Consider the following 22516-nt stretch of genomic DNA (forward strand, 5'->3'; position numbering starts at 1 on the left):
CCGCCTGCTTGACTGCGGAACGATTTCCGTCCACACTTTTTCCCGTACGGGGCTGATCCTGCCGCATGCGCCCGGTGTAATGACACCGCCGGGCCGGTCGAGACAGACGGGCAGGACGCGCCGACGAGAACCCCGCGCCAGGCATATAGCGGCCGACGCGGATGGAGGAGCCCTTTCGGGGGCCTTGTCTCCATCCGCGATTTTGTGTATGCTCGGTCCTTGCGCTGTGCGTCCCCCGTGGGTTCCGTCGACTGACCTCGACGCCGTTCTCTCCACTTCCTGACGGGTGTTCGCCGCGCCTGGGATTCCGTCATCGGCCTGTGGAAGGACCCCCCTTTGGCTGCCTCGAGCACCGATCGCACCACCGACATCGCACTTCGCACCGCCTCCCCTCGCGTCACCTTCGCGAAGCTCGGCGACCCTCTTGAGGTCCCGGATCTGCTGAGTCTGCAGACCACCTCGTTCGACTGGTTGCTGGGCAACGAGCGCTGGCAGGAGCGTGCGGCCGAGGCCGCCGCCGCCGGCCGTGAGGACGTGCCGCAGACCTCCGGTCTCGCGGACATCCTCGAGGAGATCTCCCCGATCGAGGACTTCGCCGGCAACATGTCGCTGTCGTTCCGCGACCACACCTTCGACGACCCGAAGTACACGGTCGAGGAGTGCAAGGAGAAGGACCTCACCTACGCGGCTCCGCTGTACGTCATCGCGGAGTTCATGAACAACGAGACCGGTGAGATCAAGACCCAGACGGTCTTCATGGGCGAGTTCCCGCTCATGACCGACAAGGGCACCTTCATCATCAACGGCACCGAGCGCGTCGTCGTCTCGCAGCTCGTCCGCTCCCCGGGCGTGTACTTCGAGGAGTCGATCGACAAGACCTCGGACAAGCACATCTTCTCCGCCAAGGTCATCCCCTCGCGCGGCGCCTGGCTCGAGTTCGAGGTCGACAAGCGCGACCAGGTCGGCGTGCGCATCGACCGCAAGCGCAAGCAGTCCGTCACGACCCTGCTGCAGGCCCTCGGCATGTCCCACAGCGACATCCTCGAGGAGTTCGGCGAGTTCGAGTCGATGCGCTCCACCCTCGAGAAGGACCGCATCGCCTCCCAGGACGAGGCCCTCATCGACATCTACCGCAAGCAGCGCCCGGGCGAGCCGCCCACACGCGATGCGGGCGAGGCGATGCTGAACAACCTCTACTTCAACGCCAAGCGCTACGACCTGGCGAAGGTCGGCCGCTACAAGATCGGCAAGAAGCTCGGCCTCGAGGGCAGCCTCTCCGAGTCGACCCTGCGCCTGCAGGACATCGTCGCGACCATCAAGTACATCGTCGCCCTGCACGACGGCGTCTCCGAGTACACGAGCGTCGACGACCGTCCGGTGCGCGTCGAGACCGACGACATCGACCACTTCGGCAACCGTCGCATCCGCGCCGTCGGCGAGCTGATCCAGAACCAGGTCCGTACGGGCCTGTCCCGCATGGAGCGCGTCGTCCGCGAGCGCATGACCACGCAGGACGTCGAGGCGATCACCCCGCTGACGCTGATCAACATCCGTCCGGTCACCGCGGCGATCAAGGAGTTCTTCGGAACCTCCCAGCTCTCGCAGTTCATGGACCAGAACAACCCGCTGTCGGGCCTGACGCACAAGCGTCGCCTCTCGGCGCTGGGCCCGGGCGGCCTCTCCCGCGACCGCGCGGGCATGGAGGTTCGTGACGTCCACCCGAGCCACTACGGCCGCATGTGCCCGATCGAGACCCCCGAGGGTCCGAACATCGGCCTGATCGGCTCGCTGGCGACCTTCGCCCGCATCAACCCCTTCGGCTTCGTGGAGACCCCGTACCGCAAGGTCGTCGACTCCGTCGTGACCGACGAGATCGTCTACCTCACCGCGGACGACGAGGATCGCCACATCATCGCCCAGGCGAACGCGAAGATCGATGAGGACGGCCACTTCCTCGCCGACGAGGTGCTCGTGCGCCTCCCCGGCGGCGAGCCCGACCTCGTGCCGATCTCGGACGTGGACTACATGGACGTCTCCGCACGTCAGATGGTCTCCGTCGCGACCGCGATGATCCCCTTCCTCGAGCACGACGACGCCAACCGTGCGCTCATGGGCTCGAACATGCAGCGCCAGGCCGTGCCGCTGCTCCGTTCCGAGATGCCGCTGGTCGGCACCGGCATGGAGCGTCGCGCCGCGGTGGACGCGGGCGACGTGGTCGTCGCGCAGAAGGGCGGCGTCATCGAGGAGCTCTCGGCGGACCTCATCATGGTGATGGCCGACGACGGCACCCGTCAGACCTACCCGATCGGGAAGTTCCAGCGCTCCAACGCCGGCAACTCCTACAACCAGCGAGTCCTCTTCGACGAGGGCGACCGCGTCGAGGCCGGTTCCATCCTGGCCGACGGCCCCTCGACCGACCAGGGCGAGCTCGCCATCGGCAAGAACCTGCTGGTCGCGTTCATGTCCTGGGAGGGTCACAACTACGAGGACGGCATCATCCTGTCCTCGCGCATGGTCCAGGACGACGTCCTCACCTCGATCCACATCGAGGAGCACGAGGTCGACGCCCGCGACACCAAGCTCGGCAAGGAGGAGATCACCCGGGACATCCCGAACGTCGGCGACGACGTGCTGGCCGATCTCGACGAGCGCGGCATCATCCGCATCGGCGCCGAGGTCGAGCCGGGCGACATCCTGGTCGGCAAGGTGACGCCGAAGGGCGAGACCGAGCTGACCCCGGAGGAGCGCCTGCTGCGCGCGATCTTCGGCGAGAAGGCCCGTGAGGTGCGCGACACCTCGCTGCGCGTCCCGCACGGCGAGTCCGGCACCGTCATCGGCGTGCGCGTCTTCACCGACGACGAGGACGGGGACATCCTCCCCACCGGCGTCAACGAGATGGTCCGCGTCTACGTGGCCCAGAAGCGCAAGATCACCGACGGCGACAAGCTCGCCGGCCGTCACGGCAACAAGGGCGTCATCGCGAAGATCCTGCCGGTCGAGGACATGCCGTTCCTGGAGGACGGCACCCCGATCGACATCATCCTCAACCCGATGGGCGTGCCCGGCCGAATGAACATCGGCCAGGTCATGGAGACCCACCTCGGCTGGGTCGCGAAGTCCGGCTGGGGGCTCGATCCCGAGGACCCGACCGCCGCGGACCTGCCCGAGGCCGCGCTGCACGGCGAGCCCGGCACCCCGGTCGCGGTCCCGGTCTTCGACGGCCTCACCGCCGACGAGGTCACCGGCCTGATCGCCAACCACCTGCCCAACCGCGACGGCGAGCGGATGGTCAAGGAGAACGGCAAGGCGCGCCTGTTCGACGGCCGCTCCGGCGAGCCGTTCCCGGACCCGATCTCCGTGGGCTACATGTACATGCTGAAGCTCCACCACCTGGTGGACGACAAGCTGCACGCCCGCTCGACCGGTCCGTACTCGATGATCACGCAGCAGCCGCTGGGCGGTAAGGCCCAGTTCGGCGGCCAGCGCTTCGGCGAGATGGAGGTGTGGGCCCTGGAGGCGTACGGCGCCGCCTACGCCCTGCAGGAGCTGCTGACCATCAAGTCCGACGACATCTCGGGCCGCGTGAAGGTGTACGAGGCGATCGTCAAGGGCGAGAACATCCCCGAGCCCGGTATCCCGGAGTCCTTCCGCGTGCTGCTCAAGGAGATGCAGTCGCTGTGCCTGAACGTGGAGGTGCTGTCCAGCGACGGCACCGCCCAGGAGGTCCAGGAGAGCGACGAGGAGGTCTTCCGCGCCGCGGAGGAGCTCGGCATCGACCTGTCCCGCCGGCCCCACGAGGGCGTCGGCTCCATCGAAGAGGTCTGACGGACGGGGGACCGGGAGGTCCCGTCGGCCGCCCCGCGCCGCCGACGAGCCTCCCGGCCCCGCCCTCGACCCCCGTTCCCTCAGACACCACGACTTCCGATCGAGAGAAGGACACCTGTGCTCGACGTCAACACCTTCGATGAGCTGCGCATCGGCCTCGCGACCGCCGATGACATCCGCGGCTGGTCCCACGGCGAGGTCAAGAAGCCCGAGACCATCAACTACCGCACCCTGAAGCCCGAGATGGACGGCCTGTTCTGCGAGCGCATCTTCGGTCCCACCCGGGACTGGGAGTGCTACTGCGGCAAGTACAAGCGCGTCCGCTTCAAGGGCATCGTCTGCGAGCGCTGCGGCGTGGAGGTCACCAAGTCCTCCGTGCGCCGTGAGCGCATGGGCCACGTGGAGCTCGCGGCCCCTGTCACCCACATCTGGTACTTCAAGGGCGTGCCGAGCCGTCTCGGCTACCTGCTGGACCTGGCCCCGAAGGATCTCGAGAAGATCATCTACTTCGCGGCGTACATGATCACCGACGTGGACGAGCAGGCTCGCCACGACGACATGCCCGATCTGCAGGCCCGCTTCGACCTCGAGGTCAAGGAGCTCGAGAACGAGCGCGACGCCGCGATCAACCAGCGCGCCGTCACCGCGGAGAAGGACCTCGCCCAGCTCGAGGAGGAGGGTGCCAAGGCCGACGCGAAGCGCAAGGTCCGCGACTCCTCCGAGCGCGAGCAGGCCCAGATCCGCAAGAAGTACGACGCGGAGGTCGACCGCATCACCCGCGTGTGGGAGCGCTTCAAGACCCTCAAGGTCGCCGACCTCGAGGGCGACGAGCAGCTCTACCGCGCGATGAAGCTGCGCTACGGCACCTACTTCGAGGGCGGCATGGGCGCCGAGGCGATCCAGCGTCGTCTCTCCGACTTCGACCTCGAGGCCGAGGCGGAGGCGCTCCGCGAGGTCATCGCCACCGGCAAGGGGCAGAAGAAGGCCCGTGCGCTCAAGCGGCTCAAGGTCGTCTCCGCCTTCCTCACCACCACCAACTCGCCCGTCGGCATGGTGCTGGACGCGGTCCCGGTCATCCCGCCGGACCTGCGCCCGATGGTGCAGCTGGACGGCGGCCGCTTCGCGACCTCCGACCTCAACGACCTGTACCGTCGCGTGATCAACCGCAACAACCGCCTCAAGCGGCTGCTGGATCTCGGCGCCCCCGAGATCATCGTGAACAACGAGAAGCGCATGCTGCAGGAGTCGGTCGACTCGCTGTTCGACAACGGCCGTCGCGGCCGCCCGGTCACGGGCCCCGGCAACCGTCCGCTGAAGTCGCTCTCCGACATGCTCAAGGGCAAGCAGGGCCGCTTCCGCCAGAACCTGCTGGGCAAGCGCGTGGACTACTCCGCCCGCTCCGTGATCGTCAACGGCCCGCAGCTGAAGCTGCACCAGTGCGGTCTGCCCAAGGGCATGGCGCTGGAGCTGTTCAAGCCCTTCGTGATGAAGCGCCTGGTCGAGCTCAGCCACGCCCAGAACGTCAAGGCCGCCAAGCGCATGGTCGAGCGCGCCCGCCCCGAGGTCTGGGACGTGCTCGAGGAGGTCATCACCGAGCACCCGGTGCTGCTGAACCGTGCGCCGACGCTGCACCGCCTGGGCATCCAGGCGTTCGAGCCGCAGCTCGTCGAGGGCAAGGCGATCCACCTGCACCCGCTGGTGTGCGCCGCCTTCAACGCGGACTTCGACGGCGACCAGATGGCCGTGCACCTGCCGCTGTCGGCGGAGGCGCAGGCCGAGGCCCGCATCCTGATGCTGTCCTCGAACAACATCCTCAAGCCGTCCGACGGCCGTCCGGTCACCATGCCCGCGCAGGACATGATCATCGGCCTGTACCACATCACCACGGTGCGTGAGGACGTCGAGGGCGCGGGTCGCTCCTTCTCCTCCGTGGCCGAGGCGATCATGGCCTTCGACCGCGGTGAGCTGCATCTGAACGCGCCCGTCTCCCTCCGCTTCGAGGACATCGTCCCGCCGAGCGACTGGGAGGCCCCCGAGGGCTGGACCGAGGGCGACGCGATCACCCTCACCACCACCCTCGGCGCGGTGTACTTCAACGAGACGCTACCGGAGGACTTCCCCTTCGTGCAGGGCCAGGTCGGCAAGAAGCGCCTGGGCGGGATCGTCAACGCCCTCGCCGAGCGCTACGACAAGGGCCAGGTCGCGGCGTCCCTCGACGCGCTGAAGGCCTACGGCTTCTCGTGGTCCACCCGCTCGGGCGCGTCCTTCGCGCTGTCCGACGTGGTGACCCCGCCCGGCAAGGCGGAGATCATCGCGAAGCACGAGACGAAGGCCGCCCAGGTCCAGGAGAACCGCGACCTCGGCCTCATCTCCGAGTCCGAGCGCAACGCGGAGCTCATCGACATCTGGACCGAGGCGACCAACGAGGTCGACCAGGCGATGCGGGCGAACTTCGAGTCGACCAACACCATCTACCGCATGGTGGACTCCGGCGCCCGAGGCAACTGGATGCAGATCCGCCAGATCGCCGGCATGCGCGGCCTGGTCACCAACCCGAAGGGCGAGATCATCCCGCGCCCGATCCTCTCCAACTACAAGGAGGGGCTCTCGGTCCTGGAGTACTTCGTCGCCTCGCACGGCTCCCGCAAGGGCCTGGCGGACACGGCGCTGAAGACCGCCCAGTCGGGCTACCTGACCCGTCGTCTGGTGGACGTCTCCCAGGACGTCATCGTCCGCGAGGACGACTGCGGCACCACCAAGGGCCTCGTGCTCCCGATCGCGGTCGAGGAGGCCGGCGTGCTGCGCACGCACGAGCACGCGGAGTCCACGGTCTACGGCCGTGTCCTCGCGACCGCCGCGATCGGCGCCGACGGCACCGAGGCGGCGCCGGCGGGCACCGAGCTCGGCGACGTGGTCATCGAGCAGCTCGTCGAGGCGGGCGTGCGCGAGGTGAAGATCCGCTCCGTGCTGACCTGCGACTCGGCGGTGGGCACCTGCGCCCAGTGCTACGGCAAGTCGCTCGCGACCGGCCAGCTGGTCGACATCGGCGAGGCCGTCGGCATCGTCGCGGCCCAGTCCATCGGCGAGCCCGGCACGCAGCTGACCATGCGTACCTTCCACTCCGGTGGTGTGGCCAGCGCCGACGGCGACATCACGCACGGTCTGCCGCGTGTGCAGGAGCTGTTCGAGGCCCGCACCCCGGCCGGCTTCGCGCCGATCTCCGAGTTCTCCGGTCGCGCCGCGATCGAGGAGAACGACAAGCAGCGCCGGATCACGGTCACGCCGGACGACGGCTCGGACGAGGTCACCTACACCGTCTCCAAGCGCGTCACCCTGCTGATCGCCGACGGCGACCACATCGAGGTCGGCCAGCAGCTCACCCAGGGCTCCGTCGATCCCAAGCAGGTGCTGCGCATCCTCGGCCCCCGCAAGGTGCAGCAGCACCTCGTGGACGAGGTCCAGAAGGTGTACATCTCCCAGGGCGTGGACATCCATGCCAAGCACATCGAGGTCATCGTGCGCCAGATGCTCCGTCGCGTGACGGTCATCGAGTCCGGCGACACCGATCTGCTGCCGGGCGACTTCGCCGAGCGCGTCACCTTCGAGCGGGAGAACCGTCGGGTCCTCTCCGAGGGCGGGCAGCCGGCCTCGGGTCGTCCGGAGCTGATGGGCATCACCAAGGCGTCGCTCGCGACCGAGTCGTGGCTCTCGGCGGCCTCCTTCCAGGAGACCACCCGGGTGCTCACCGAGGCCGCCCTGAACCGCAAGAGCGATCAGCTCATGGGGCTCAAGGAGAACGTCATCATCGGCAAGCTCATCCCGGCGGGCACCGGCCTGTCGCGGTTCCGCCGCATCGCGGTCGAGCCCACCGACGAGGCGAAGGCGCAGATGTACCAGGTGCCGGGCTACGACGAGCTGGACTTCTCCGGCTTCGGCCAGACCGGCGCGGTCAACCTCGACGACATCGACTACGCCGATCCCTTCCGCACCGACTTCCGGTGAGCGGAGCAGCGGTGAGCGGGTGCTGAGCGCCTTCTGACCGAAAACGCCGCGGGGCGGTCCCACCACACGGTGGGGCCGCCCCGCGGCGTTCCTGCGCCCTGCGGGCGTTCTGGGGGCGTCCTGCGGAGGAAACGCCCTCCGAGGGTCCGTCGGGAGGGCGGGGGAGTGGCCTGCGTCGCGCCGAAGAGGCCTCTGACCGGGCCCGGCGTGATCTGTCGGACGCGGAGGTTCACGAGAGGGTAAAGGCCTCGTGGGCCCCAGCCCAAAGTCCGGTTTCACCCCTTACGTCACGTGGAGAAGAACGGAAGAGTGGCACCCGGCAGTTCCCACGCGACCTTTCCTGCAGCACCGACCCGCGCCCGCGGGGGTGTGCGCGTGCCGGAGCTGCAGATCCCGCCCTACGGGATCCGACGCTCAGGGAACGACACGTGAAGGCCGCGGACGCGGCAGGGAAAAGGTGGAACAGTGAAGAAGACTCCGTGGATCGTCGGTGCGGCGACCGTGTGCGTGGTGGCCGTCGGCGGCGGCGGTACCGCCTTCGCGATGTCGAACGAGGCCCAGATCACCGCCTACGGCGAGGAGACCGCGGTCCGCATCTTCTCCCAGCCCACCGTCGGCGACCTGCTCGCCGCCCAGGGCATCGAGGTCAAGGACACCGACCTCGTGACCCCGGGCCTCGAGGAGCTCGTCACCGACGGCATGGACATCCAGGTCGTCCAGCGCACCCCCGTCACCGTCTCCATCGACGGCGAGGAGCAGGAGCTGCTGACCACCGGTGACACCGTCGCCGACGCGCTGGCGGAGACCGAGTACACGGCCGAGGGCGCCGCGATCAGCCCCGCCCCCGAGACCTCCCTCGAGGACGCGGGCGGCGAGGTCTCCGTGGTCACCCGCAAGACCGTCACCTTCGTCGGCCAGTACGGCCAGGACACCTTCGAGGTCACCGCCCTCACCGTGGGCGAGGCGATGAAGAAGGTCCTCGGCGATATCGAGGACACCGACACCTCCGACGTCCCGCTCGACACCGTCCTCGAGGACGGCGCGACCCACGAGGTCCACCGCGTCCGCGAGAAGGAGCGCACGGAGACCGAGGAGATCCCCTTCGAGACGAAGACCGTCGAGGACGACTCCCTCGCCGAGGGCACCACCAAGACCACCACCGAGGGCAAGGCCGGCTCCACCGAGAAGGTCTACACCGACACCGTCGTGGACGGCGAGGTCACCGAGTCCGAGCTCGTCTCGGAGGAGGTCGTCTCCGAGCCCGTCACCGAGGTCGTCGCCAAGGGCACCAAGCCTGCCCCCGAGCCCGAGCCCGAGCCCGAGGTCGAGGAGGAGCAGGCCGCTCCCGCCGCCCAGGAGGCGCCGAAGACCGAGAAGCGCGAGTCCGACACCAAGTCGAACCGCAGCTCCGAGCGCGAGTCCACCGAGTCCACCGAGGAGAAGTCCTCGGAGTCCGGCAACACCGGCGCCTCCGCCCCCGCCGCCGCGTCCGGCGGCGTGTGGGACCGCCTCGCCCAGTGCGAGTCCGGCGGCAACTGGTCGATCAACACCGGCAACGGCTACTACGGCGGCATCCAGTTCAACAACCAGACCTGGAAGGCCTACGGCGGCGACAAGTACGCGCCCCGCGCCGACCTCGCCACCCGCGAGCAGCAGATCGACATCGCCAAGAAGGTCCAGGCGAACCAGGGCTGGGGCGCCTGGCCGTCCTGCACCTCGAAGCTCGGCATCCGCTGATCGACGTACTGCGAGGAACGAGCGGTAGGAGATCAGCGCGAGAGCGCAGCTGATCGACGTACTGCGAGGAACGAGCGGTAGGAGATGAGCGCGAGAGCGCAGCTGATCTCCACCCCTCTCGCGCGACGAGCGCGCCGCATCTGCGGCGCGCTCGTCGCGTTCCGGGCCCGTACCCTGCCGCTTCACCTCGGTGCAAGTTCCCGGCCACATGCCGTCATGTGATCTGCGTCGGATGGGACGCGAAGCTTTGACCGCATCGTGCGCGTCTCAGTAGAATCGAGACCGCGTCCGGAGTGCCCTCTGGTCGTGACCGGGACAGAACCGCCGCTCCTCGGAGTCGGCGGGAGGCGTCCCCCGCGAGGAGCGGATCTTCGCGGCGTGCCCGAAAGCGGGAAGTCGGCCTGGCCCGGCCGCTGCCCGTGGGCACCGATCACGGTCCTCCAGGACGCCCGGCAGGTGCCATCACCTGACGGGCGGGTCGAACCGCCGAGCTCCCGGGCCGAGGGAGCGGCGGATCGGGTCGCCGGCCGTGCGAACGGTCGAAGAAGTCGATCCAGCGGGACGAACAGTCCTGATGGCCGAACAGGAAGAGAAGCTGTGCCCACTATTCAGCAGTTGGTGCGCAAGGGGCGGGACGCCCGGTCGTCCGCTTCGAAGACGCCCGCGCTCAAGGGTTCGCCCCAGCGCCGCGGTGTCTGCACGCGCGTCTACACCCAGACCCCCAAGAAGCCGAACTCCGCGCTGCGCAAGATCGCGCGTGTGAAGCTGTCGACCGGCCTCGAGGTCACCGCCTACATCCCCGGCGAGGGTCACAACCTGCAGGAGCACTCGATCGTGCTCGTCCGCGGCGGCCGTGTGAAGGACCTGCCCGGTGTCCGCTACAAGATCGTGCGAGGCGCCCTGGACACCCAGGCCGTCAAGGGCCGCCAGCAGGCGCGCTCCCGCTACGGCGCGAAGAAGGAGAAGAAGTAATGCCTCGTAAGGGCCCCGCTCCCAAGCGCCAGCTCGTCGTCGACCCGGTCTACGGCTCGCCGATCGTCACCCAGCTCATCAACAAGATCCTCCTGGACGGCAAGAAGACCGTCGCCGAGGGGATCGTCTACGGTGCGCTCGAGGGCGCCCGTGAGAAGAACGGCCAGGACCCGGTCGTGACCCTGAAGAAGGCGCTGGACAACATCCGTCCGTCGCTCGAGGTCCGCTCCCGCCGCGTCGGCGGTGCGACCTACCAGGTCCCGATCGAGGTCAAGCCCGGTCGCTCGACCACGCTGGCGCTGCGCTGGCTGGTCAGCTACTCCCGCGCCCGCCGCGAGAACACCATGACCGAGCGTCTGATGAACGAGATCCTCGACGCGTCCAACGGCCTCGGTGCCGCTGTGAAGCGCCGCGAGGACACTCACAAGATGGCCGAGTCGAACCGCGCCTTCGCTCACTACCGCTGGTGAGAGCACGGTGGGGTCCGCCCTCGCGGGTGGGCCCCACCGATCGCCGTCCGGCGGCTCCTGCAGCACCCGTTCTCCAGAAAGGCACAAGCCCGTGGCACTCGAAGTGCTCAGCGACCTGAACAAGGTCCGCAACATCGGCATCATGGCTCACATCGATGCCGGCAAGACCACCACGACCGAGCGCATCCTCTTCTACACCGGCGTGAACTACAAGATGGGCGAGACCCACGACGGCGCCGGCACGATGGACTGGATGGAGCAGGAGAAGGAGCGCGGCATCACGATCACGTCGGCCGCGACGACCTGCTACTGGCACGACAACCAGATCAACATCATCGACACCCCCGGGCACGTCGACTTCACGGTCGAGGTGGAGCGCTCGCTCCGCGTGCTCGACGGCGCCGTCGCGGTGTTCGACGGCAAGGAGGGCGTGGAGCCCCAGTCGGAGACCGTCTGGCGCCAGGCCGACAAGTACGACGTCCCCCGCATCTGCTTCGTCAACAAGATGGACAAGCTGGGTGCCGACTTCTTCTTCACCGTGAAGACGATCGTTGAGCGCCTCGGTGCGAAGCCGCTGGTCATGCAGGTCCCGATCGGTGCGGAGAACGACTTCACCGGTGTGGTCGACCTCGTCGAGATGAAGGCCTACGACTGGCCCGACACGCTCGAGGAGGACATGCCCGCGATCAACTCGAAGAAGGGTGATCCCTCGCTCGGCCAGTGGCAGCGCGAGATCCCGATCCCGGAGGACCTCCGGGAGACGGTCGAGGAGTACCGCAACAAGCTCGTCGAGGACGTGGCCGAGAGCTCCGAGGAGCTCATGGACAAGTACCTCGAGGAGGGCGACCTCAGCGTCGACGAGCTGAAGGCCGGCATCCGCCGCCTGACCGTCAACTCCGAGGCCTACCCGGTCTTCTGCGGCACCGCCTTCAAGAACAAGGGCGTCCAGCCCATGCTCAACGGTGTCGTCGACTACCTGCCCTCGCCGCTCGACGTTCCCGACATGGTCGGCCACAAGCCGGGCGACGAGTCCGTCGAGCTGACCCGCGCCGCGGACTGGGACGCGCCCTTCTCGGCCCTCGCGTTCAAGGTCGCCGCGCACCCGTTCTTCGGATCGCTGACCTACGTCCGCGTCTACTCGGGCCAGGTCAAGCAGGGCGAGCAGATCCTCAACGCCACCACCGGCAAGAAGGAGCGCGTCGGCAAGCTCTTCCAGATGCACTCCAACAAGGAGAACCCCGTGGACGAGGCCTTCGCCGGCCACATCTACGCGTTCATCGGCCTGAAGGACACCACCACCGGTGACACCCTGACCGATCCGGCGAACCCGATCCAGCTGGAGTCCATGAGCTTCCCGGAGCCCGTGATCTCGGTGGCCATCGAGCCGAAGACCAAGAGCGACCAGGAGAAGCTCGGCGTCGCCATCCAGAAGCTCGCCAAGGAGGACCCGACCTTCCAGGTGGAGCTCGACGAGGAGACCGGCCAGACGGTCATCCGCGGCATGGGCGAGCTGCACCTCGACGTCCTCGTGGACCGCATGCGTCGCGAGTTTAACGTCGAGGCGAACATCGGCAAGCCGCAGGTCGCCTACCGCGAGACGATCAAGCGCGTCGTGGAGAAGTACGACTTCACCCACAAGAAGCAGACCGGCGGCTCCGGCCAGTTCGCGAAGGTGCAGATCACCTTCGGTCCGCTGACCGATGCCGAGGACGGCGTGTTCTACGAGTTCGAGAACAAGGTCACCGGCGGCCGCATCCCGCGCGAGTACATCCCGAGCGTGGACGCGGGCATCCAGGACGCCCTGCAGTCCGGCATCCTCGCCGGCTACCCGGTCGTGAACGTGAAGGCCTCCCTGATCGACGGCGCGTACCACGACGTCGACTCCTCGGAGATGGCCTTCAAGATCGCCGGCTCCATGGCCGCCAAGGAGGCCCTGCGCAAGGCGCAGCCGGTCATCCTCGAGCCGCTCATGGACGTCGAGGTCCGTACTCCGGAGGAGTACATGGGAGATGTCATCGGCGACCTGAACTCGCGTCGCGGGCAGGTGCAGTCGATGGAGGACGCGAGCGGGGTCAAGATCGTCCGTGCTCTCGTCCCGCTGTCGGAGATGTTCGGCTACGTCGGCGACCTGCGGTCCAAGACCCAGGGTCGTGCGATGTACACGATGCAGTTCCACAGCTACGCGGAGGTCCCGTCCAGCATTGCGGACGAGATCGTCGCGAAGACCCGGGGCGAGTGAGAGGCCGGGGGAGCAGGTAGGCTCCTTCTCCTGTTCCCCCGCTTCCCTCGGACCCCCTCCTCTCGGGGAGGGGATCCGATCCCGATCCAGAAGTACCACGAGAAAGTCCTAGGAGGACACCACAATGGCCAAGGCCAAGTTCGAGCGGACCAAGCCGCACGTCAACATCGGCACGATCGGTCACGTCGACCACGGCAAGACCACGCTGAGCGCCGCGATCTCGAAGGTTCTGTACGACAAGTTCCCCGAGGTCAACATCAAGCGTGACTTCGACCAGATCGACAACGCGCCCGAGGAGAAGCAGCGCGGCATCACGATCAACGTCTCGCACATCGAGTACGAGACCGACAAGCGCCACTACGCGCACGTCGACGCGCCCGGCCACGCCGACTACGTGAAGAACATGATTACCGGTGCGGCGCAGATGGACGGCGCCATCCTCGTGGTCGCCGCCACCGACGGCCCCATGGCTCAGACCCGTGAGCACGTGCTGCTCGCGAAGCAGGTCGGCGTTCCCTACCTGCTCGCCGCCCTCAACAAGTCCGACATGGTCGAGGACGAGGAGATCCTCGAGCTCGTCGAGATGGAGGTCCGCGAGATGCTGGGCTCCCAGGGCTTCGACGAGGACGCGCCGGTCATCCAGGTCTCCGCGCTGAAGGCGCTCGAGGGCGATCCCAAGTGGGTCAAGTCCGTCGAGGACCTCATGGAGGCCGTGGACGAGAAGATCCCGGACCCGGTCCGTGACCTCGACCAGCCCTTCCTCATGCCGATCGAGGACGTCTTCACGATCCAGGGTCGTGGCACCGTCGTCACCGGCAAGGTCGACCGCGGCAAGCTCGCGATCAACTCCGAGATCGAGATCCTCGGCATCCGTGCGCCCCAGAAGACCACGGTCACCGGCATCGAGATGTTCCACAAGCAGATGGACGAGGCGTGGGCCGGCGAGAACTGCGGCCTGCTGCTCCGCGGCACCAAGCGCGAGGACGTCGAGCGCGGCCAGGTCGTGGCCAAGCCCGGCACCATCACCCCGCACACCGAGTTCGAGGCGCAGGTCTACATCCTGTCCAAGGACGAGGGCGGCCGTCACAACCCGTTCTACTCGAACTACCGTCCGCAGTTCTACTTCCGGACCACCGACGTCACCGGCGTCATCACGCTGCCCGAGGGCACCGAGATGGTCATGCCCGGCGACAACACCGAGATGTCGGTGGAGCTGATCCAGCCCATCGCCATGGAGGAAGGCCTCGGCTTCGCCATCCGTGAGGGTGGCCGCACCGTGGGCTCCGGCCGCGTCACCAAGATCAACAAGTGATCTGAGCGGGGGAGACCCCGCCGACGTGGCTCGCCCCCTCGGGGGCACCGCGCAGAGAAGGCCCCGCACCGGTTCGCCGGTGCGGGGCCTTCTCGCATCTCCGGACGGCATTCGGGGCGGGCACGACCATGCGGTCGTCCCTCGTCCGGCCGACGGCGCAGTGCCTGGACGATGCTCCGTCGAGGCGGGACGGAGGTCGGCCGCAGGCCGAGGTCCGCGCCGGAGCGAGTGGAGTCTCAGGCAGGGCGAGGGCCGGGCTGGACGGTGGCGAGCTCGGGGCGGGGCACCCCTCCGTGGTCCCCGGTAGGGATAGGCAGGATCCCATGGTCCGGAGACGGAGACGGAGACGGAGACGGAGACAGAGACGGAGTCGGAGTTCCGTGGCCCGGAGACGGGGCACAGGAGAGCCCCCGGCCGACGGATCGTCGACCGGGGGCTCTGGAGATGCGGTGCGTCGGGAGGCTCAGCGCTCCGGCGTCGTGCCGTCCTGCGGCGCGGCGCCGTCCGGCCGCGCAGCGCCATCCTGCTGTGCGGTGTCATCTGGCGGCGCAGTGCTCGGGTTCCGGTGGTCCCCGGTCGCCGTCCCGTCCTGCACGCCGCCCGCCTGGGCGTCCTCGCGCTGCGGGGTGCCGGCCGGTTGCCCGAAGCTCGGGCGGTGCGGGCGCGGCGGCGCACCGGCCTGGTCCGCGCTGCTCCCGGGCTCGGGAGCGGCGCCGAACCCCTGCTGCGGTGCCGCGCCGTGCTGCGGGCCGACACTCTGCAGCCCGGACTGACCCTGCGCAGAGAACCCGCTCTGCTGCGGGCCGGGTGCGCCGTACCCGGGACCGCGCTGCCCGGACGGGGAGCCGTACTGCCCGCCGCCCTGCGTGGGTGCGGGAGCGCCGTACTGCCCGCCGCCCTGCGTCGGGGCAGGGCTGCCGAAGCGTCCGCTCGCCTGCGGCGATGCCTGCGGAGCGGCTGCGGGGGAGGGGGCCACGGCCGGCCCGGCACCGGACTCCGCAAGGATCCGCCGAGCCTGGTCCGCGTGCTTGTGCTCGACCAGCAGCTCGTACTGCATGGGGATCGTAGAGGTCATCGAGGTGAAATCCCGCTTCCCGCCGGTCATCGCATAGCCGATCACGGACCACACGGTGAAGAACACGATGCCCATCAGGACGCTCGACAGGACGATCATCAGATCACCCGGCGTGATCAGCATGAACAGCAGCCCCAGGAACAGGCCCATCCACAGCCCGGACAGGATGCCCTGACCGATCACCTTCGGCCAGGTGCGCCGGCCGGTGACCCGCTCCATGAGCTTCAGATCCGTGCCCACGATCAGCGTGGACTCCACCGGGAACTCGTGGTCGGCGAGGGTGTCGACCACCGACTGCACCTCCTGGTATGTGCTGTACACGCCGAGGGACCGCGGATACTCGAGGTCGTAGAGGCGCGCGGTCAGTGGGGACGACGCCGAGGGGCTCTGACGGGCATAGGGACTCTGACTCATGGAGGTCACGGTAGCCCCCCGGTTCCGGATCCGCCTGAGCGCTCCCGGGGCGATCCCTGAACACGGCGGCGTGCTCGTGGCCGTGTCAGGCGGACGGCGCCCCCGGCCCCTCTCACCGGATCCCGCCCCGCCCGGACGGGGAGGTTCTGACCGGGTATATGAAAACGTGACGCGCCCGGGACGGATTCGGTCGGGCTCTGGACATACTGCGGCGTAGCATGTGGGCCACGACACCCTCGGGTGCGCGCTCAGCATGGCGAACCCGCCCCTTTCAACGACGAAAGAGATCCCATGGACACTCCCAGTGACAGCACGAACCTGCCGCTGACCCCCCTCGACCGTCTCGCGGCATCCCGCCGGCGCTTCCTCGCGCTGGCCGGTGCGGGCGTCGGCGCCGGGGCCCTCGCGGCCTGCGCGACCGGTGGCGGCGGCGGCGACGAGGACGGCGGCTCCGACGGCGGCGGCGTCGCCGAGGGCGGCGGCGAGGTCAGCGACGAGAACCCCTTCGGCGTCGACCCCTCCCAGCCCGTCGAGGTCGTCATCTTCAACGGCGGCTACGGCGACCAGTACGCGATCGACGCGGGGAAGGCGATGTCCGAGCTGCACGACGGCATCGAGGTCACCGTCAGCTCGACCGTCGACATCCAGCCCGAGCTGCAGCCCCGCTTCGTCGCGGGCGAGCCGCCGGACGTCTTCGACAACTCCGGCGCGCAGGCGATGAACTCCGCGGCGCTCATCTCCGAGGGGCAGCTCGCCACGCTCGACGAGCTGATCAAGGCGCCCTCGATCGACGGCGGCACGATCGAGGAGTCCCTCCTGCCCGGCGCTCTCGAGCCCGGCACCTACTCCGGCAAGCTCTACTCCCTGAACTACGTGTACACGGTGTTCGCGCTGTGGTACTCCGCCAAGCAGTTCGAGGAGAAGGGCTGGAGCGCCCCGGTCACCTGGGACGACGTCATGACGATCGGCGAGAACGCCGCGGGGGAGGGGCTCTCGCTCTTCGCCTTCGGCGGTCAGAACGCCGCGGACTACTACCACACCATGGCGATCGCGATGGCGGTCAAGCAGGGCGGCAAGGAGGTCGCCACGGCGCTCGACTCCCTCGATGCGGGAGCGTACGAGCAGGACGCCGTCGTGCAGGCGATCGACGCCATCGGCGAGGCGGTCGCGGCGGACTTCTTCCTGCCCGGTGGCGCCGGTATCAAGCACACCGAGGCCCAGGCGCAGTGGGTCACCGGGAAGGCTGTGATGTACCCCTCCGGCTCGTGGATCGAGAACGAGCAGAAGGGCGTCACCCCCGACGACTTCGCGATGACCGGCTGCCCCGAGCCGCTGCTGAGCGCGGACGGCGCGATGCCGGCCGAGGCCATCCACGGCACCGCGGGCGAGCCCTTCCAGGTCCCGGCCCAGGCGAAGAACGGCGCTGGCGGCCTTGAGTTCCTGCGCGTGATGCTCTCCAAGGAGCAGGCGCAGAACTTCGCGAAGGTCACCTCCTCCACCACGATCGTGAAGGACTCCGTGCCCGAGGACGCCTTCGGCTCCACGGCGCTGGCCTCCGCGAACGAGATGATCCAGGCTGCGGGCGAGAACGTCTTCACCTGGAACTTCACGGACTGGTACGGCCTCGGGCCGGACTTCAAGCCGATCTGGAACGAGTTCCTCAGCGGCGGGATCAAGGCCGACGAGGTGCGCGAGCGCTCCCAGGCCGTGCTCGACCGGGTGCGGGAGGACGACAGCATCGAGAAGTTCGACGTCGAGGGATGAGTCTCCCGACCTCGACGCTCACCGATCCGTCGGACGCGCCGCATGCTCCCCGCGTGCGGCGCGGCCGGCGCCCCGCGCCGTCGCGTCTGCTCTTCTTCGCCGTCTTCCTCGGCCTCCCGTTGCTGGTCTACATCGTCTTCGTCGTCTCGCCGTTCCTGCAGGCGTTCTACTACTCCCTCACCGACTGGAAGGGGGTCAGCGGGAACGCCGACTTCATCGGCCTGGACAACTACGTCCGGATCTTCACCGACCCGGTCTACCTCAAGGCGCTGCGCAACAACCTGCTGCTGATGATCATCCTGCCCGCCGTGACCATCACCCTGGCCTTCGTCCTGGCCGTCATGGTCACGATCGGTGGGGACACCAAGGGCGAGATCCACGGCATCCGCGGCTCGAACATCTATCGCGTGGTGAGCTTCTTCCCCTACGTGCTGCCGGCCGTCGTGATCGGCATCCTCTTCGCCTTCATCTACTCCCCGAACGGCGGCCTGCTCAACGGCCTGCTGAACCTCCCGCTGAGGCTGCTGAACGCCCTCGGCGCGGATGTCCCGCTGGTCGGCACCGCCTGGCTCGGCGATCCCCGCTTCGCCCTCGGCGCGATCATCCTGGCCGTGGTGTGGTCGCTCGTCGGCTTCTACATGGTCCTGTTCGTCGCCGCGATCAAGGCGATCCCCTCGGAGATCATCGAGGCCGCCCGGCTCGACGGCTGCGGCCGTGTCCGCCTCGCGGCGCAGGTCGTGCTCCCTCAGATCCGGGAGAACGTCTCCACGGCGGTGGTCTACATGGGGATCATGGCACTGGACATGTTCGTCTACGTCTCGGTGATGACCCCGTCAGGAGGCACCGCCCGCAGCACCGAGGTGGTCTCCCGCTATCTCTACGAGACCGCCTTCGCGCGCTCGCAGTTCGGCCTCGCCTCGGCGATGGGCGTGGTGCTGGCGCTGGTGACGATGCTGATGGCCGTCATCGTGCTGTTCGGCAGCCGGTCGAAGGAGGACGCATGACCCAGGCTCCGCCCCTCGACACCACCGCCTCCGCAGAGGAGGGCGGCACGCGCCGGATAGAGCCCCGTCGGCCGCGCCGCAGCCGCGGCGACCGCGCCTTCGCCGGCGTCGCCCACGTGGTGCTGATCATGTGGACCCTCGCGGTGGTGCTGCCGCTGCTGTGGACCGTCTACAGCTCGTTCAAGACGTCCCGCGAGATCCTCACCTCGCCGTTCTCGATGCCGAGCGAGTGGAACCTCGACAACTTCATCACCGCCTGGACCGAGGCCGGGATCGGCCGCTACTTCCTGAACACGCTCATCGTCGTCGGCGGTGCGCTGTTCCTGGTGATGCTGCTCGGCGCGATGTGCGCGTACGTCCTGGCGCGCTTCGAGTTCCCGGGCCGTCGGATCATCTACTACGGGATGATCGCGGGGCTCACGTTCCCGATCTTCCTCGCCGTCGTCCCGCTGTTCTTCGTGCTGATGAACATGGGCCTGCGCGGCACGTACATCGGGCTGATCCTCGCCTACGTCGGCTTCGCGCTGCCGTTCACGGTGTTCTTCCTCTACGCCTTCTTCCGGCAGCTGCCGGAGGAGATCGCCGAGGCCGCCGCGATCGACGGCGCCGGGGACTTCCGCACCTTCTTCCAGATCATGGTGCCGCTGGCCACCCCCGGCCTGATGAGCGTCACGATCTTCAACTTCCTGGGGCTGTGGAACCAGTACCTCCTGCCGGTGGTGCTGAACACCGACGAGGACAAGTACGTCCTCGCCCAGGGACTGAAGAGCCTCCAGGCGCAGCAGGGCTACGAATCGGACTGGGGTGCGATGTTCGCCTCGGTGACGATCACGATCCTGCCGGTGCTGATCGTCTACGTGATCTTCCAGCGCCAGCTCCAGGGCGGGCTCGGCCCCAGCACGAACAAGTAGGAGCACCCCGCTCGCCCCGGCCCGCTGCGTTGGGGAGCGACGAGGAGCGGAGGGCCGGGACCCCGGCGGCACGGATGCCGTACGGTGGTCCAGGCCCTCCGTCGCGTCGGGACCGGCATCGTGGCCGGAGAACCATCCCCGCAGCCGCAGCCGCAGCCGCAGCCGTCGCCGCTGCCGCGACTTCAGGCGCGGCCGCCCGGGCCCCCGTTGTGACGGGGTGCACGACACTCTCCCTTGTGGGCCTGTGCGCTCGTCTGGCAGACTGTTCGAGTTGTCTGCGCGGGCCGACATGCCCGGTTCCGTTCTCCGAGGTCCACCTCGGCGAATGATCACCGGATGAGGTCCGTCCCGAGGATGCGAACCGCACCATCGTGCGGAGTGCGCATCAGAGGTAGGGATCCGACGCAGAAGCAGCCGATCCTCGGCGGTCCCGTGCTGGGCTTTTGCGCCCCGTACAGGCCGACACGCCCGTCCTCGGGTACCGGGGAGAGGCCGCATCCATGCCAGACGAAGAAGAGAGACAGGACGCCATGGCGGGACAGAAGATCCGCATCCGGCTCAAGTCGTACGACCACGAGGTGATCGACAGCTCGGCGCGCAAGATCGTCGACACGGTGACCTCCGCGGGCGCGACTGTGGTGGGCCCGGTGCCGCTGCCGACCGAGAAGAACGTGTTCGTCGTGATCCGGTCGCCCCACAAGTACAAGGACTCCCGTGAGCACTTCGAGATGCGCACGCACAAGCGACTGATCGACATCGTCGACCCCACGCCCAAGGCCGTGGACTCGCTCATGCGCCTCGACCTGCCGGCGGACGTCAACATCGAGATCAAGCTCTGAGGGTGGTGGAGATGAGCAACGAACTGACCGGCCAGAAGGCCACCCCCGTCGCGGGCGTGCTCGGCACCAAGCTCGGCATGACCCAGGTCTGGGACGAGAACGGCAAGCTCGTGCCCGTGACCGTCGTGCAGACCGGCGCGAACGTCGTCACCCAGGTCCGCTCCGTCGAGACCGACGGCTACGACGCGGTCCAGATCGCCTTCGGGCAGATCGACCCCCGCAAGGTGTCGAAGCCGCTCAAGGGCCACTTCGAGAAGGCCGGCGTGACCCCGCGCCGCCACCTCGTCGAGCTGCGCACCTCCGACGCCGCCGACTACTCCCTCGGCCAGGAGATCGACGCGTCGATCTTCGCCGCGGGCCAGAAGGTCGACGTCGTGGGCACCTCCAAGGGCAAGGGCACCGCGGGTGTCATGAAGCGTCACGGCTTCGCGGGCGTCAGCGCCACGCACGGCCAGCACCGCAACCACCGCAAGCCCGGCTCCATCGGCGGCGCCTCCACCCCCGGTCGCGTGTTCAAGGGCCAGCGCATGGCTGGCCGCATGGGCGGCGACCGCACCAGTGTCCAGAACCTGACCGTTCACGCGGTCGACGTCGAGAAGGGCCTCGTGCTCGTCAAGGGTGCCGTCCCCGGCCCCAAGGGCGGCCTCGTGCTGGTCCGCTCGGCTGTCAAGACTCCCGCGAAGGAGGCCTGAGCCCGATGGCAGCGAATCTGACCGTCGACGTGCTCGACCCGGCCGGCAAGAAGTCCGGCACCGTCGAGCTGCCTGCGTCGATCTTCGACGTCCAGACCAACGTGGCCCTGATCCACCAGGTCGTCGTCGCCCAGCAGGCGGCGGCCCGACAGGGCACCCACAAGGCCAAGACCCGCGCCGAGGTGCGCGGCGGCGGCAAGAAGCCCTGGAAGCAGAAGGGCACCGGCCGCGCCCGTCAGGGCTCGCTCCGCGCCCCGCAGTTCACCGGCGGCGGCACCGTCCACGGTCCCGTCCCGCGCGACTACTCCCAGCGCACCCCGAAGAAGATGAAGGCCGCCGCCCTGCGCGGTGCCCTCTCGGACCGGGCCCGCAACGGCCGCGTGCACGTCGTCTCCTCGCTCCTCGCGGGCGAGTCCGCCTCCACCAAGGCTGCGAAGGTCACCCTGTCGCACGTCTCCGACCGTCGCCACCTGCTGGTGGTCGTGCGTCGTGACGACGACCTGGGCGCCCTGAGCACCCGCAATCTGCCTGCCGCCCACGTCCTGTACGCGGACCAGGTGAACACCTACGACGTCATGCTCTCCGACGACGTGGTCTTCACCGCCGATGCGCTCGAGGACTTCGTGGCCCAGGCCTCCCTGACCCTGCCCACCTCGATCTTTGCCGCGGCAAAGGCCGGCTCGTCGGCTCCCGCCGCCGCTGCCGCGTCTGTCGTTGCCCAGGACGCTCCGTTCGGCGAGGGCTCCGCGGCCCCGCTGGCCGACGGCTCCGCCCCCGAGGGCTTCGACATCAAGGGCAACCAGGGCTCGATGAAGTTCCACACCCCGGACTCCCCGTGGTACGGCCGCACCAAGGCCGAGGTCTGGTTCGCGTCTCCGGAGGCCGCCAAGGCCGCCGGGTTCGTGAACGCGGTCAAGGAGTCCGCCTCGTCCGATGAGGAGGCCGCCAAGTGAGCGCGCAGAACAAGGATCCCCGCGACGTCCTGCTGGCCCCGGTCGTCTCCGAGAAGAGCTACGGGCTGATGGACGAGGGCAAGTACACCTTCGTGGTGGCTGCCGACGCCAACAAGACCGAGATCAAGATCGCCGTCGAGAAGATCTTCGACGTCAAGGTCTCCTCGGTGAACACGATCAACCGTCAGGGCAAGGCGCGTCGCACGCGCTTCGGGATGGGCAAGCGCAAGGACACCAAGCGCGCCATCGTGACCCTGACCGACGGAGCCATCGACATCTTCGGAGGGTCGGTCGCCTGAGGCGGCCG

The 22516-nt window shown here is 68.4% G+C and carries 15 protein-coding genes; 14 read left to right on the forward strand and 1 reads right to left on the reverse strand.

Going from position 1 to position 22516, the window contains the following annotated elements:
* The first annotated feature begins 336 nt into the window (after positions 1–336).
* The 7 genes from rpoB (at position 337) to tuf (ending at position 14557) form a co-directional block, all read left to right on the forward strand.
* Positions 337–3825, forward strand: coding sequence for a DNA-directed RNA polymerase subunit beta (gene rpoB / locus RBL05_RS14445; RefSeq protein ID WP_308738877.1), 3489 nt, complete (start codon positions 337–339; stop codon positions 3823–3825).
* 117 nt (positions 3826–3942) lie between these two features.
* Complete coding sequence (locus tag RBL05_RS14450; RefSeq protein WP_308738876.1) at positions 3943–7827, forward strand: DNA-directed RNA polymerase subunit beta'; 3885 nt, start codon at positions 3943–3945, stop codon at positions 7825–7827.
* Positions 7828–8292: 465 nt separating this feature from the next.
* Positions 8293–9564 carry a resuscitation-promoting factor gene (locus tag RBL05_RS14455; protein ID WP_308738875.1) on the forward strand — a complete coding sequence of 424 codons (1272 nt, stop codon included), beginning with the start codon at positions 8293–8295 and terminating at the stop codon, positions 9562–9564.
* A gap of 597 nt (positions 9565–10161) precedes the next feature.
* On the forward strand, positions 10162–10536 hold the full coding sequence (gene rpsL / locus RBL05_RS14460) for a 30S ribosomal protein S12 (protein ID WP_010550342.1): 375 nt from the start codon (positions 10162–10164) through the stop codon (positions 10534–10536).
* A complete protein-coding gene (rpsG, locus tag RBL05_RS14465) occupies positions 10536–11006 on the forward strand; it encodes a 30S ribosomal protein S7 (protein ID WP_010550341.1) in 471 nt (156 codons plus the stop codon). Before rpsL ends, rpsG begins: the two co-directional genes overlap by 1 nt.
* A gap of 91 nt (positions 11007–11097) precedes the next feature.
* Positions 11098–13245 (forward strand): elongation factor G, encoded by a 2148-nt coding sequence (gene fusA / locus RBL05_RS14470; protein WP_308738874.1) that lies wholly within the window; start codon positions 11098–11100, stop codon positions 13243–13245.
* A gap of 124 nt (positions 13246–13369) precedes the next feature.
* Positions 13370–14557 carry an elongation factor Tu gene (gene tuf, locus RBL05_RS14475; protein WP_308738873.1) on the forward strand — a complete coding sequence of 396 codons (1188 nt, stop codon included), beginning with the start codon at positions 13370–13372 and terminating at the stop codon, positions 14555–14557.
* A 463-nt stretch (positions 14558–15020) separates the two neighbouring features.
* Here the strand turns inward: tuf and RBL05_RS14480 are convergent, their stop codons facing one another.
* Positions 15021–16046 carry a general stress protein gene (locus RBL05_RS14480; protein WP_308738872.1) on the reverse strand — a complete coding sequence of 342 codons (1026 nt, stop codon included), beginning with the start codon at positions 16044–16046 and terminating at the stop codon, positions 15021–15023.
* A gap of 291 nt (positions 16047–16337) precedes the next feature.
* Here RBL05_RS14480 and ngcE point away from each other — a divergent pair, with 291 nt between their 5' ends.
* The 7 genes from ngcE (at position 16338) to rplW (ending at position 22508) form a co-directional block, all read left to right on the forward strand.
* Positions 16338–17810, forward strand: coding sequence for an N-acetylglucosamine/diacetylchitobiose ABC transporter substrate-binding protein (gene ngcE / locus RBL05_RS14485; RefSeq protein ID WP_308738871.1), 1473 nt, complete (start codon positions 16338–16340; stop codon positions 17808–17810).
* Positions 17807–18814, forward strand: a complete 1008-nt coding sequence (locus RBL05_RS14490; protein WP_308738870.1) for a carbohydrate ABC transporter permease — start codon at positions 17807–17809, stop codon at positions 18812–18814. The genes ngcE and RBL05_RS14490 overlap by 4 nt, the downstream gene beginning before the upstream one ends.
* Positions 18811–19725, forward strand: coding sequence for a carbohydrate ABC transporter permease (locus RBL05_RS14495; RefSeq protein WP_308738869.1), 915 nt, complete (start codon positions 18811–18813; stop codon positions 19723–19725). Before RBL05_RS14490 ends, RBL05_RS14495 begins: the two co-directional genes overlap by 4 nt.
* A 530-nt stretch (positions 19726–20255) precedes the next feature.
* A complete protein-coding gene (gene rpsJ, locus RBL05_RS14500) occupies positions 20256–20564 on the forward strand; it encodes a 30S ribosomal protein S10 (RefSeq protein ID WP_010550334.1) in 309 nt (102 codons plus the stop codon).
* Positions 20565–20575: 11 nt separating this feature from the next.
* Complete coding sequence (gene rplC / locus RBL05_RS14505; protein WP_062948134.1) at positions 20576–21256, forward strand: 50S ribosomal protein L3; 681 nt, start codon at positions 20576–20578, stop codon at positions 21254–21256.
* A 5-nt stretch (positions 21257–21261) separates the two neighbouring features.
* A complete protein-coding gene (gene rplD / locus RBL05_RS14510; protein WP_010550332.1) occupies positions 21262–22209 on the forward strand; it encodes a 50S ribosomal protein L4 in 948 nt (315 codons plus the stop codon).
* The gene (gene rplW, locus RBL05_RS14515) at positions 22206–22508 is read left to right on the forward strand and encodes a 50S ribosomal protein L23 (protein ID WP_263310555.1); all 303 of its coding nucleotides are present in this window, start codon (positions 22206–22208) and stop codon (positions 22506–22508) included. The genes rplD and rplW overlap by 4 nt, the downstream gene beginning before the upstream one ends.
* The last annotated feature ends 8 nt before the right edge of the window (positions 22509–22516 follow it).

Origin of the sequence: Brachybacterium sp. GU-2, from assembly GCF_030866705.2 — a bacterium.
GTDB classification, from domain to species: domain Bacteria; phylum Actinomycetota; class Actinomycetes; order Actinomycetales; family Dermabacteraceae; genus Brachybacterium; species Brachybacterium conglomeratum.

What these genes read in the sequence shown, in the direction of transcription:
- rpsG (WP_010550341.1), top strand. Translation starts at nt 10,536, where the DNA reads ATGCCTCGTAAGGGCCCCGCTCCCAAGCGCCAGCTCGTCGTCGACCCG.
- tuf (WP_308738873.1), top strand. Translation starts at nt 13,370, where the DNA reads ATGGCCAAGGCCAAGTTCGAGCGGACCAAGCCGCACGTCAACATCGGC.
- RBL05_RS14480 (WP_308738872.1), bottom strand. Translation starts at nt 16,046, where the DNA reads ATGAGTCAGAGTCCCTATGCCCGTCAGAGCCCCTCGGCGTCGTCCCCA.
- ngcE (WP_308738871.1), top strand. Translation starts at nt 16,338, where the DNA reads ATGGACACTCCCAGTGACAGCACGAACCTGCCGCTGACCCCCCTCGAC.
- RBL05_RS14490 (WP_308738870.1), top strand. Translation starts at nt 17,807, where the DNA reads ATGAGTCTCCCGACCTCGACGCTCACCGATCCGTCGGACGCGCCGCAT.
- RBL05_RS14495 (WP_308738869.1), top strand. Translation starts at nt 18,811, where the DNA reads ATGACCCAGGCTCCGCCCCTCGACACCACCGCCTCCGCAGAGGAGGGC.
- rpsJ (WP_010550334.1), top strand. Translation starts at nt 20,256, where the DNA reads ATGGCGGGACAGAAGATCCGCATCCGGCTCAAGTCGTACGACCACGAG.
- rplC (WP_062948134.1), top strand. Translation starts at nt 20,576, where the DNA reads ATGAGCAACGAACTGACCGGCCAGAAGGCCACCCCCGTCGCGGGCGTG.
- rplD (WP_010550332.1), top strand. Translation starts at nt 21,262, where the DNA reads ATGGCAGCGAATCTGACCGTCGACGTGCTCGACCCGGCCGGCAAGAAG.